Origin of the sequence: Pseudoalteromonas sp. S554 (assembly GCF_005930865.1) — a bacterium.
Classification (GTDB): Bacteria; Pseudomonadota; Gammaproteobacteria; order Enterobacterales; family Alteromonadaceae; genus Pseudoalteromonas; species Pseudoalteromonas marina.
Genome location: NZ_PNDV01000024.1, coordinates 23227 through 35033, shown reverse-complemented (window position 1 = coordinate 35033; position 11807 = coordinate 23227). Strand labels below are relative to the sequence as shown.

Annotated in this window: 12 protein-coding genes; all 12 read right to left on the bottom strand. The window is 37.5% G+C overall.

Features of this window, described 5'->3' with window-relative positions; translation table 11 throughout:
• Positions 1–627 precede the first annotated feature (627 nt).
• Positions 628–1206, bottom strand: a complete 579-nt coding sequence (locus CWB65_RS06285; protein ID WP_138740187.1) for a hypothetical protein — start codon at positions 1204–1206, stop codon at positions 628–630.
• A gap of 89 nt (positions 1207–1295) precedes the next feature.
• Positions 1296–1439 (bottom strand): hypothetical protein, encoded by a 144-nt coding sequence (locus CWB65_RS06280; RefSeq protein WP_024595148.1) that lies wholly within the window; start codon positions 1437–1439, stop codon positions 1296–1298.
• Between the two features lie 54 nt (positions 1440–1493).
• Entirely contained in the window at positions 1494–1694 is a 201-nt protein-coding gene (locus tag CWB65_RS06275) for a hypothetical protein (protein ID WP_138541460.1), read from the bottom strand.
• Positions 1694–2623 carry a viperin family antiviral radical SAM protein gene (locus CWB65_RS06270; RefSeq protein WP_171047571.1) on the bottom strand — a complete coding sequence of 310 codons (930 nt, stop codon included), beginning with the start codon at positions 2621–2623 and terminating at the stop codon, positions 1694–1696. Before CWB65_RS06270 ends, CWB65_RS06275 begins: the two co-directional genes overlap by 1 nt.
• Before the next feature lie 73 nt (positions 2624–2696).
• The gene (locus CWB65_RS06265) at positions 2697–3362 is read right to left on the bottom strand and encodes a hypothetical protein (protein ID WP_138740185.1); all 666 of its coding nucleotides are present in this window, start codon (positions 3360–3362) and stop codon (positions 2697–2699) included.
• A complete protein-coding gene (locus CWB65_RS06260) occupies positions 3355–3747 on the bottom strand; it encodes a hypothetical protein (protein ID WP_138740184.1) in 393 nt (130 codons plus the stop codon). The genes CWB65_RS06265 and CWB65_RS06260 overlap by 8 nt, the downstream gene beginning before the upstream one ends.
• Positions 3748–3773: 26 nt before the next feature.
• Entirely contained in the window at positions 3774–4304 is a 531-nt protein-coding gene (locus CWB65_RS06255; RefSeq protein ID WP_138740183.1) for a hypothetical protein, read from the bottom strand.
• A gap of 289 nt (positions 4305–4593) precedes the next feature.
• Positions 4594–5661 (bottom strand): type II toxin-antitoxin system antitoxin DNA ADP-ribosyl glycohydrolase DarG, encoded by a 1068-nt coding sequence (gene darG, locus CWB65_RS06250; RefSeq protein ID WP_138740182.1) that lies wholly within the window; start codon positions 5659–5661, stop codon positions 4594–4596.
• Positions 5662–5668: 7 nt separating this feature from the next.
• Positions 5669–6277, bottom strand: coding sequence for a type II toxin-antitoxin system toxin DNA ADP-ribosyl transferase DarT (gene darT / locus CWB65_RS06245; protein WP_138740181.1), 609 nt, complete (start codon positions 6275–6277; stop codon positions 5669–5671).
• A gap of 81 nt (positions 6278–6358) precedes the next feature.
• Positions 6359–7678 carry a hypothetical protein gene (locus CWB65_RS06240; protein WP_138740180.1) on the bottom strand — a complete coding sequence of 440 codons (1320 nt, stop codon included), beginning with the start codon at positions 7676–7678 and terminating at the stop codon, positions 6359–6361.
• Between the two features lie 24 nt (positions 7679–7702).
• The gene (locus CWB65_RS06235; RefSeq protein ID WP_138740179.1) at positions 7703–10675 is read right to left on the bottom strand and encodes a type I restriction endonuclease subunit R; all 2973 of its coding nucleotides are present in this window, start codon (positions 10673–10675) and stop codon (positions 7703–7705) included.
• A 2-nt stretch (positions 10676–10677) separates the two neighbouring features.
• Positions 10678–11805, bottom strand: coding sequence for a restriction endonuclease subunit S (locus CWB65_RS06230; RefSeq protein ID WP_138740178.1), 1128 nt, complete (start codon positions 11803–11805; stop codon positions 10678–10680).
• Positions 11806–11807: the final 2 nt, after the last annotated feature.

Here is an 11807-nt window from a genome sequence, read left to right as displayed (position 1 = left end):
AAATTAACTATGCCACTACATATAGTCACCTTCATCTTTATTTACGTTATAAATTACTTCGACTCTGCAATGCGGGTAAGAATCTTCATTTTAAGCTTGTCGATAGTGAAAGTTCACTTTCATAAACCTTTTGCCATTATTCAAATTTTGCAACCAATTATTAAGACAGTCTTCGTTTTTATGGTTAGGGCTACTTCCTTTGTCTGGATCCCTCGAGACTTCTGTTACATGAATTTTATCAGCTAGAATAACAATAAAAATACCTTCAATATGGTGCATTATGTGAAGTGCATACTTAACTGTTTCACTATCAATAATAACTTTTATCAACCTCACCTTGTTATATCGTGCAGTCCTAGGAAGTGACGCTTCTTGATGAAATTGATAACTTACTTGGCTTTTATTTAATACTTTTTTTTCCTCTAATACTTTGCATAATACCTCCAGTAAAAACTGATGGTATTTTCAATTAATTAAATCCACTCTGCTAGGTGTCGTTGCTCGGACGCTTACAAATATCAATTCAGCCCACACTCTATATACCTTTCTATAGGAATGTTATTCCCTTTCTCGCGTGCTTGTTGTGGGCTAATTAAGCCAATCAGTTATTCCTATTTCAATAAAAATTTACGATGGTATAAGTATTTTGCAAACACCCGTTTTTTCTAGGAAATCTGTGCCAATTAAATACGGTCTATAATACCCCTCAATTGCATCTTCCTTTTCACTAGGAGCAGATAAGTGTAAACACTCATGGAGCGGGAAATTACCTCGACTAAAAATCAAATCGGCATGTGCTTCCCCAGTACAATCAAGTATCGTTCCATCGGTTAAAGTTAACCAAACATGTGCCTTAATAGGTTCATCTAAACTAGGAGAATTTAACTCACTTTTAATACTCTCATCCGACATTTCACAATAAATATAATCATGCCAATACCGATCCCCAATTGTAATATGGCTGTCTATATTTAAATCTGTCTTTAGAAAATACTGAAGCATTAGATGAACATCTGTACATTTACTTGCTAAGTCTTGGGATGATTTAAACCCATGAAATTGCAACACCTCAAAACAATGAATTAAGATTTCTTGTTTCTTATTGTCGCTAATAGCTTTGCTAAATGGCAACGGGCTTGAAGGCAATTTTAGCTGTAACTTTTTAGTTCTAAGCACCGCGTCTTCAATTCTTTTTTTATAATTCAAATCTCTTACCTACAATTTATATAAAGTATCTACGTAATATAAAGCTAAGCGCAGCTTTCGCTGCGCTTAGCTTAAATAAAATCATTTAACTATTTTTTACCGTTATAGTTAGGGTTGTTCGGGTTTAACTGATTACTTCGATTATCTTGTGCTCTTTGGTATGGAACATTGACTCCAGAAGTGCCTTTATTGCTGTTTCCTTGGTTTGATTTATGATCATTATTGTTAGACATATATGTCTCCTTAAAAAGTTAATTGTGATTCGACTTATGGAACTTCAGCGTTAGCTAAAGCTCCTTCAATCGTCGAATATCCATTTTAAAGTTTCTATATGCTCTAAAGTCACTTGGCGTGCTTGGAACTGTTATTTTGATACCTGATGGCGCAATCAGCCTTGGATGACGCCCACGCTTTAAAGACCAACCTTTTTTCTTCAATAACTTACAAACCAACGTGTTAATGTTTTTATCATTACTATATTTTTTCATTATTGCTCTCCTAGTGTTATCAAATTCTTTTTAATAACTTGCGGAAAGCTCGAAGGATATCGGCTTGCGAATGCTTTAATGTTAAAGTTCACATGATTCAAAGCCTTAGAAACCCCTATATCCAATATTGAAGGACTAAGCGTTAATCCCTGACACGATGACGAGTTTTGGTAAAAGTTACCTTCTGGATTTATCATCAAATATGATTGCCACATATCGCAATTATCTTCAATTGCAATAACATTACTGTGCTCTTTATGCTTTTGAACATAAGAATCATATTTTTCTTGCGAGATAGTTAACTGGTCACTATAGACAGGTAATGCACGTAAGAGCTTCCACTTGTCGGGTTGCAATAATGCGATTGCTGCATTCAAATTCTCGCGAAAGTTAAATGCATTAACAACAGTATTAACTTTCAACTTACCTTGAGGATTTAACTGACGATATAGCGCTGTAACAGTTAATGCTTTTTGCGGGGAAAACCATTTACCTTTACGATCTGTTCGGCCAATGCTTTGAGCTATTAAATAATCTGCAGTATCAAAACTTAAACCAAGCATATCTAAATGAGGGGCAATACGCCTTAACATTGTTGGTGACAAAAAATGTCCGTTAGTAATAAGTGACGTATTAAAGCCTATACTCTTTGCAAATAATAAAGCGCTAACAAAGCGAGCACCTAACATTACAGGTTCTCCACCAGCAAAGTTAATCCTTACTGATTGATAACCTAATTCTTGTCGTATTTGATTATTCGAAAAAAAGTACTCAGCTAGCATTAGCAGTAAATCTTGAATGCTCTCTGAAGAATGATGTAACTCTGTTGCTGACGTATTATCTTGCCACTTAGCGTAACAATAACCACAACGGTAATTACACGCTTCGGTCATGTGAAAGTTAATAACAAGCTCTTTAATATTTGTCATGTAAATCTCCATCTATTGCTGATGGCTATAGATTCACTTAGTGCAATGCACTAACAAACATTATTTTTAATAATTACATTTTTTGGAAATACCCTAATAAATCATCAAACTCCTCTGCTTCCTTGTGCCGAGACGTTATATGTTCTACTAATTGCTTAACACTATGATTATTCGTATCTAATTGATTTGATAATGCTAACGCTTTGTCTATATCGTTATTTAAATAAGCTAAAAGCAAGTTATCTGTTGAGCTGGTAAGGGCTGATTGCGCAAGTAATGCATGCAATAAACTGAGATTTTTCCCTAAAGCTAGTTGAGGCATTACAGCAAACGGGTTAGGTAATCTCTTTTTGCGCAAGTCATAATCACTAGCAAGCGCATCCGCAAATTCAGCAGCAGTTGTTTTACTCAGAGCAATGCCCAATAATGAATTACTTTCACCAAACAACTGACTAACTATCACAGCACAATGGTATCTAAAGTCCTTATCTTCAAATATTTTTTTTACGTCTTTAGGATCATGAAAAATTGCATTGAGTAGTAAAGCATTAAATAGCACATCTAGCTGCCCATCCGCCAAACGCTTTGTTGATCTTTGAACCTTTAGCTCAGTTTCAACTTTAATAAGCTTATTACGGACAAGAGAATTTGCTTTGTCTTTTAAATATGTGCTTTCTTTGGCAACATCGATCCCAAATAAGAAGCGAATAGCATCAGGAACGGTCATACCACTAGCCATTACAGTAAGCCGCCTCAAGTAAGTGACTCGCTTTAAGCCTTTCTAGTTCCCCTGCACCAAATGACATATTCGCAATTGTTTTTGCTAAGTCGAACCAATTACTATTTTTATAATACCCATATCTTTTTTTACACGACGGCGAGCCCTTAATATATTGTTGCAATACGCCAATACAGTAGCCAGCACGCATAGCCTCTGATACTGAAGTATGAAGAGCAGCATACTTCCCGGGCTCTTGTTTTCGGTCAAATACCTCAATCACTTCTCTACAAGATGCTTGCAAAAATACTGAGTCATTCGGTTGGAATAATTGCTCTTTTGCCTCAAGGCGGGTCGTACTAAAAAAAACAGTTAAGGCAACTAAACTTAAAATTAATTTTTTCATTGTTCTACTTCCAAACATTTGTAAACTTAGCTCATCGCTGCTGGCTGTTCATTTTTTAAATCATTGTCAGGTAAGTTACTGGCTGCATCATCTTTATTTTTGTAAAAATTGGGCAAAGGCGTGCTCGCATAAATTGCAATAATTGTAATAAAAATAGAAAGGAAGGCTTGAATATCAGCATATTTATCTAATATAGCCACCCCAAGTACACCTTGGTCGATTAATTCAATTATTAAATAGAGTGTAAAAAATAACGAACAAAATAGCTCAGCAAAAGCAATAACAAATACAAAGCGCTTGAGCGCTTTCCATTTAGTCCAGTTCAAAGCAAAACAACGCGCGAAAAACCGCCATACTGTGGCTAAAAATATAATGAAAAGTCCGACTTCACTCAGATCTAAATCAGATAAGCCGGCATCATACTCAAAAAAATAAAGAGGAATAGATATCAAGTTAAAAGCAGCGATTAAGCTTAAGGCCAAATAAAGAAAAACAATTATAAAACCACGAGCAAAATGCCCAAACAAAATATCGACAGTATTAAAAACAGACTTCATTTTCATCCTTGAATTTATATTAAAGATAGTTAATTTAAAAACTATGACTACTTATTAACTCAGATCAGGCTAAGCCACAAGTAACAACTGAATCAGAAAACAGTCCTCTCCAGTAAGACCAAACATGGTAACTAACATTATTAAGTGCAAACTCGTCTAAACACTCAGGGCCTATTTCAATTTTCAATAAGTGTTTCGAAGGGTAACCTAAGTAAGTTAATCTGATATTCAAAGCCTAGCCAAAAGCACTGCATAAAAGAGAAGCTATACGCTTCCCTTTAAAATAGTCTTAAGCTGTTTGTGCTTTTAAATTTAGCCAGTCTTCTTGTTTTAACTTGTTCCAAGCAGCAAGAATATGAGCGGGCTTCATTTGCGATTTTCTAGTATTCCAGCTATGTACTGTATTAATAAGCTCTTCATCAGTAATGTTATTGCCTTCTAACTCATTAGTGGCAACCCAATGTACAGTTGAAAGTAACTCCATACCGTTTTGCGACTCAAAGCCTTCTATTAGCCTGGCTACTTTATCAAACCGTTGTTTTGTATCTGGGCATGCTTGCAAATAGTTTAGCGCCTCAATAGCAGCATCATCTTTAAGCTCTATTGGCGTATCTGGCTTATTTATGCCATCTGCATAACCAGTAATAAAGTGGCCTTCCATTTTATCTAACACATGGCGAAGTACATCGGCATAAGGGCCATAATGGTGCTTTTGAAATATCACCTTGTTTAAAGGTTCACCCGCTGCCGTTAAAAAATACACAAGCTTTTGCACTTCTAATAGCGATAAGCGATAACCAAACCCTGTAGAGGTATAACGTTCTATCAAACCTAAAACGGCAGCTCTACCGAGTGTCATATCGGGTCTTTTAGTTTTATTAGGCATAGCCTGGGCCGTTGGTGCATTTTGTGGCGGGTATACACGCCATTCAACATCTGGTAATTCACTTAAAGAGCTTTGTATAAGTGAATCAACAGCATTCCAATCTAGGCCCCCTAAGCCGCTTCCCAGTGCTGGTAAGGCGACTGATTTAAGCCCTAATCGCTTTACTTCAGCTTTTAGGCTATTCAGCCCTTGCTCTATATACTCAAGCTTAGAACTACCTTTCCAGTGCGCTTTAGTAGGAAAGTTAATAATGTAAAATGGTGCATTAATAGAATTAAGCTCAACAGTTAGCACTTCTCCCGTTACCAGCTCTTTATCATCACAGGCTTTTTTGTATACCTTAAAATTATCAGGAAAGGCCTTTTTAAATTGCAAAGCAAGCCCTTTACCCATTACCCCTACAGTATTAACTGTGTTAATAATAGCATCAGCTTGATCATGTAAAATATTGCCAGTTTGATAAGTAATCATCTTAACCTCAGTAGTACCACCGCGGCCTAACTACGACCTCAGGTTTATGCTGCGCATTTTGAAGTAGTATATTTACTTCATTAGCAACATCTTGTGTTTTTACGCCTATTTGGCGAATAGCTGCCCATTGTACAGATTCAAACGCTAAAAACTCAGCTTGTTTTTCTTCTTTAAAGTCCTGCCAATAGCGTTCATTAATAATACGTTTAATATCCAACTCATTAATACGTGTAAAATCATCAATTTGCTCTGCATAGTCTAAATCAGCATGAATATCAGTAAAAAAGCAATGCTGGTTTCTCAAGCGCACAGTTTCTGTGTCACTAATTAAGTGTAATACCTTATCCTGCCCACCGCCAAAATCATCATGCCCACAATGAATCACATACAACATGACGGAACGCGGGCAAAAATTAAACGGCACATACTGGCCAATCGTACCACCCGCAGCCACTTTTACAGGGCGAACTAAACGGCGTTGCTTAATATGGTTATAGCCAATATTTTGGTTAACTAAACCAAGCTCAATACGTTTAGCGTCAGACCATAAGCAACCTTGCCCTAAAATGCTAGCCAGGTTATCAATGTGCGTTATATGAGATACTGATACTGTCATGAAATCCTTATACCTCAAAATTCTTTAACTCGCTTAAATTCCAACATGAAATCAATGCAAACGTAAATAACAACTAAAAACCTAGTCGTAATCCCTTGGTTCACCGCTAACTGTTAGCTCATAATCTTGTAAGCCCAAATAGCCCATAACAGGCTGGCATTTGGCCTCAACACTTACAGTTATATCCCTTCCCGGAACATCTGACTCCCTTCTGTGAGAGCCACTCGCATAGCCACTTAATTTTACATCAAAGCTTGTATTAAAATTATAAACATCAACTGATAACTCAATTTCATCAAAAATGGTATCTGTTTCAGCCATAGCTCCTGAAAGTCCTTCTTCCATTAATAAGCTATATGAATCTTCATTAACTCTTTCAGATATTTCCTCAGCTAATGAGTCCTCTGATACAAGCTTAAAAGGCAGGTTCTCAAATAACATTTGAATATGCTCAAATATTAAATCCGGACTTAAGTTTTCATTCTCTGAATCTTCTAGTTCACATATATCATCTAACTTTTTAGCTAAATCGTTATCTAAAATGATATATTTAAGTTTACTCAGATTCTCATTATTAAAATCTTTGTCATTTATAAGGTCATCAGCTATTTCATAGCCAAAAACAGCTGCAACACATGAGGCAAGCCCTGATGCTGTAAGTGTAACCTCATCCTCTTTTAAAGAGTTAGACAGCAAATCCATAAAGTAAAAAACAGCGGGAAACCGATGCGAAGCCATAGTTGCACTATGAATTGCAGACTGCTCTTCATACCGTTGCTTTTCTTTGGTTGCTTTGCGTTGCTTTTCTTCTAGCTCTAAACGCTTTTTCTCTAAACTAATTTGTTCAGCTTCAGCATCTGCTTTAGCTTTATCAGCTATTGCTGTAGCTGCTTCAACTTTCTTATCAATGTAATCTCGAATTTTATTTCTTCGCTCTACCCTATCTTTTTCTTTTTGAATATCTAACGCTACATCTTGTGCTAAAAAGTCTTTTTCAGGGTTTGTTCTAAGCCTTTCTTTATTAAGCTCCCATTGCTTTTTAGTATGTTCGATATCTAAATCAACAGCATGTGAATGCTGCAAAACAGCTGTCTTTTTTTGCTTTTCTTTCACCCATAAAGAAGCCCAAGGAAGTATAAATAAGTAGCCTATAGTTAGTACTGTCGGTATTAGTAATAAATCTAAATCTTGTTTTAATAGACTTGGATTTGACAACACAGACATACTTTCAACTAAAGCACTTACTCTTTTCTCTAAATCACCTTTACCCCAAAACAAAAGCGCTAATTTATCCCAGTTACAAAAACACCATGAAACAATAAACGTTCCTGCTATGGGATCTTTGATTCTGGTCTTTGCATTACCTTTTATCGTAGACCAGATATCATCTAAAACTTGCATACCCTGTCCCTAAAATAATTGCCATCAATAATATTCCTTTATGTACCCATAAGCCCTATCAAACAGTATTTGATCTGTGTGGAGTTTGTATTTAAGTAGTGCCTTGCGTAGTGACTTTTGTACTTCGCGTTCGCCGCCGGTGGTGCCTTGCCAGCCTGGGAAGCGCACAACACGTACAATGGCGTCTATGTCGGTTACTATGCGCTCTACTACCGCTGGAGTTTGGTCGTCTTTAAGCTCTAAAAACAGGTCTGTTAATGCAGCTTTGGGTGTTTTTTCTTGTAGTTCGTCGTCTAGTTCTTTTTCTGCCTGAACGGTTTCTTTGGCTATTTTACAAAGCTCTTTTACAAAGTCGATTGAGGCTATTAAGCCTTTTTCGGCTTTGTCGCGCAGGGCTTCTAGTCGTTCACTTAACGATTTAAATACAGGTAAGTCGCCACGGTCTTTAAAACGCTTTGCGAGCTCTTTCTCAAGCTGTTTTGTTTTACGTGGGTCTGGGTTATTAAATATGTTTTCGATAACGTCAGCATCTAGCACAAACTCTTCTAGGTTGTGAACGTTACCTACATGCACGTTGTCGTGTATGAGCTGGGTTGTTTGTGCGCCTAGCGTTAGCCATAACAACTTACCAATGTTATCTGAGGCTGGTTTTACCGACTCATAAACCTGGGCTAGCCATTTGTAATCTTCGTTGTATTCATCAAGTACGCTATCGGGTGAAAGCGACTCCCACAGCTTGGCTAAGTATTTAAAATCCAGTGCAAAGGCATCTTTTTTATCATCTGTACTAATGGCGTTCTGTGCAACCTCTAGGCCTTCAAAACCCTCAATGGTTCTATCTACGCCAGCAAAGTGGGCTAGGGAATCTGCCATCGCTGGTGGCAGCTTGGCACGTAACTCACTTAAGTTAGAGATAACTTGCTGTACGCTTTCTTCGTCAAATTCTAGTGCTTTTGCGGCATCGTCAAACACGCCAAAGTAGTCAACAATACAGCCAAAGGTTTTATTGGGGTATAAACGGTTAGTACGACATATCGCCTGTAATAAGGTGTGGTCTTTAATCGACTTATCTAAATACATGGTTTGGCATATAGGTGCATCAAACCCGGTTAGCAGCTTTGCGGTAACAATAATAAATTTAAGCTCTGATTTTGCATCGTTAAATTCATCCACCAGCTTTTCTTGCTGGCTTTTATCTACGCCCCACTTTTGCTTAAACTCATAGTCATCGTTTGCGCTGGTGGATATAACCACCTTGCTGGCCGCTTCATCAAAGTGTTTATCGAGTTCTTCTTTATATTGCACACAGGCATAACGGTCTGGTGTAACTATCATGGCTTTAAAACCATGAGGCTCCACTTTATCCATAAAGTGAATGGCAATGTCTTCAACTATTTTTTCTACACGCTCAGGGGATTTTAAAAACGCTGACATTTTTGCAGATTTTTGATTAAGCGCATCGGCTTCTTCGTCTGTTAACGCAGCGCTTTCTTTAAAGTCTTTAAAGGCTTTATCGAGTGCTTCTTTATCAACATGCACATCTACCAAACGTGGTTCAAAATGCAGTGGTAAGGTTGCTTCATCACGAATAGAGTCGTGGAAGGTATAACGGCTCATATAGCCGCCTTTGTCTTCTTCAGCACCAAATGCCCAAAAGGTATTTTTATCGGCTTTATTTACTGGTGTCCCGGTTAAACCAAATAAAAAGGCATTAGGTAAAGCGGCGCGCATTTGGCGGCCTAAATCACCTTCTTGGGTTCTGTGCGCCTCATCGACTAATACAATAATGTTTTCACGCTCATTCATGTTAGGCTTGGCATCGCGGAACTTATGGATCATTGAAATAATAATCTTACGGGTATCGCGCTCTAGCATTTGTTGCAGTTCTTTAATGCTATCGGTTGATTCAACATTGGCCACATCAGCTGCATTAAAGGTGCCGCTAATTTGAGTATCTAAATCGGTTCTATCAACCAGCACAATAACGGTTGGGCTTTTAAGCTGTGCAGCACGGCGAAGCTTTTGTGCGGCAAACACCATTAATAATGATTTACCTGAGCCTTGAAAGTGCCAAATTAATCCCTTTTTAACTTTACCCTCAATCACACGCTGAACAATTTTATTAGCGCCTTCATATTGCTGAAATCGCGGTATTACTTTAATGCGCTGTTTCTTTTTGTTAGTAGTAAACAGCGAGAAGTTACGCATTATATCGAGCAAGCGCTCAGGGCTTAATAAATCGGTTAGCTCAGCTCCGACACCCGATAAACCAACAGCACGGGTTAACTGTGCATCTTCAACACGCCAAGGGGCCCAAAACTCTAATGGGCAACGTATTGCACCATAAAACAGCTCACGCCCTTCGGTAGCAAACGATAAAATATTAGGTACAAACAATTGCGGTACAGCATTTTCATAAATGCTGTGTACTTCATGCGCACCGTCTAACCAAGTTACTGATGGGCGAATAGGTGTTTTTGCTTCACCCACCACTACCGGAATACCGTTAATTAGTAATACCACATCAGGTATTTTGGTTTCTCTGTGGTGAATACGAAACTGGTTAGTCACAACATAATCGTTACGGGTTAAGTCATCAAAGTCGATTAACTTAACCGGTACATGGCGATTATTTTCACCAAAGGGCATGGTTTTTTCGCCTGTCATCCAAGCGAAAAACTCTTCATTGGCTTTTACCAAGCCAATTTGGTTTACCGAAATTAAAATAGCACGGAGTTTATGTATTACTTCATCAGCCAAATTAGGATTAGCTTCAATCTCTGGGTTAAGACGAATTAACGCTTTAACTAATTCAGACTCAACTAACACCTCGTTCACACCACGGCCTAATTGCTCTGGTGATTGGAATTGCCATTGCAGGCCATATTGAGCATGAGGTTCGTTAACTTGGTTACTCTCTTGAGAATCGTTTAAGTTAACGCCCGTCATTTGATGGATGATGTAGTGCTCCACACTATTTAATTCGGTAAATCCCATACCTAAAACACCTGATTAATTATTGATTTTTGCAAAGTTTTGGATGAATCAATTTTATTTAATGAATAATCAATAGATTTTGTAATTGAATTGATTTTATCTATTGAAACATTCAATTCAGCATCCTTTGAAACAGCCACTGTTAAAGAAGATAGAACATCTTTGTTTACAGACTTAAAAGTTGAGCCAGTACTATTTCTTTCTAACTCTGATTTTTCAAACTTTAGGAAATTGTATATGAACTTTCGAAGATTGGGATCATCAATAACAATTGCTGCTAAACCTCTTCCAATACAATATTCTTGGTCTGCTATGTTCAAGTCACCAACAGGGGCTCTTACTGAAAATAGGATTGAATCTTTGGGAGCCATCTTCTTTGGGGCTGTTGTATACTTAATAAAAGAAGGATACAACGCACCAAACTCCGCATTTCCTTGGAGGAATGGAATGCCTTCACCGCTTTCGTTATAGGTATTCCCGGCAGGTGATTGCCCCATAATTATTTCTGCTATATCTTTAAGTTGCTTTTTATCACCACCATCTTCTTTGAAGATTTTCTTTGATGTTGATAAGAATAATGTTTCTACTTTCTCCAACACAGCCAACTCTTTCTCAATCACCTCATCCATTGACCAAAGTAGTTTTGACAATTCGGCTTGCTGACCTTTTGGGGGAATGAGGAATTCGTAGTTGGCTACATCACGCCATCTACAGTGGGGGTTTGTTGATCCAACGATTGCTGATGTTGTATGATCATAAAAGCTATCACTGTGAAAAAGAAAAGGGAGGAATTCAGGTAGAATCATTTCTTCAATTGATTCAAGAGTAAGAGTCTTTTCACCACAAACCCCATCGAATGATGCAAGAGCTGCTCTTCTCAAGTGAGGGTTGCGAGTAGGAAAAAGCATCTGACCTTTACGAAAAACCTTATAAAAAGTTGGATTTATTTCATCACCAGCTTCCTGACTTGCCCATCTTTTTATATGTAAAGACTCAGCATCCATATGTTCAACTTTTAAAAATCTGTCAAACATATTTTTAGCATTCTCTTTGTCATTTTCTTCTTTTTTGGTAACCACATCACATAGCTTAACGAGCTTCCAATCTGCTTTATCAATTTTAAATTTCATAC

What these genes read in the sequence shown, in the direction of transcription:
- CWB65_RS06280 (WP_024595148.1), bottom strand. Translation starts at nt 1,439, where the DNA reads ATGTCTAACAATAATGATCATAAATCAAACCAAGGAAACAGCAATAAA.
- CWB65_RS06275 (WP_138541460.1), bottom strand. Translation starts at nt 1,694, where the DNA reads ATGAAAAAATATAGTAATGATAAAAACATTAACACGTTGGTTTGTAAG.
- CWB65_RS06270 (WP_171047571.1), bottom strand. Translation starts at nt 2,623, where the DNA reads ATGACAAATATTAAAGAGCTTGTTATTAACTTTCACATGACCGAAGCG.
- CWB65_RS06265 (WP_138740185.1), bottom strand. Translation starts at nt 3,362, where the DNA reads ATGGCTAGTGGTATGACCGTTCCTGATGCTATTCGCTTCTTATTTGGG.
- CWB65_RS06260 (WP_138740184.1), bottom strand. Translation starts at nt 3,747, where the DNA reads ATGAAAAAATTAATTTTAAGTTTAGTTGCCTTAACTGTTTTTTTTAGT.
- CWB65_RS06255 (WP_138740183.1), bottom strand. Translation starts at nt 4,304, where the DNA reads ATGAAGTCTGTTTTTAATACTGTCGATATTTTGTTTGGGCATTTTGCT.
- darG (WP_138740182.1), bottom strand. Translation starts at nt 5,661, where the DNA reads ATGATTACTTATCAAACTGGCAATATTTTACATGATCAAGCTGATGCT.
- darT (WP_138740181.1), bottom strand. Translation starts at nt 6,277, where the DNA reads ATGACAGTATCAGTATCTCATATAACGCACATTGATAACCTGGCTAGC.
- CWB65_RS06240 (WP_138740180.1), bottom strand. Translation starts at nt 7,678, where the DNA reads ATGCAAGTTTTAGATGATATCTGGTCTACGATAAAAGGTAATGCAAAG.
- CWB65_RS06235 (WP_138740179.1), bottom strand. Translation starts at nt 10,675, where the DNA reads ATGGGATTTACCGAATTAAATAGTGTGGAGCACTACATCATCCATCAA.
- CWB65_RS06230 (WP_138740178.1), bottom strand. Translation starts at nt 11,805, where the DNA reads ATGAAATTTAAAATTGATAAAGCAGATTGGAAGCTCGTTAAGCTATGT.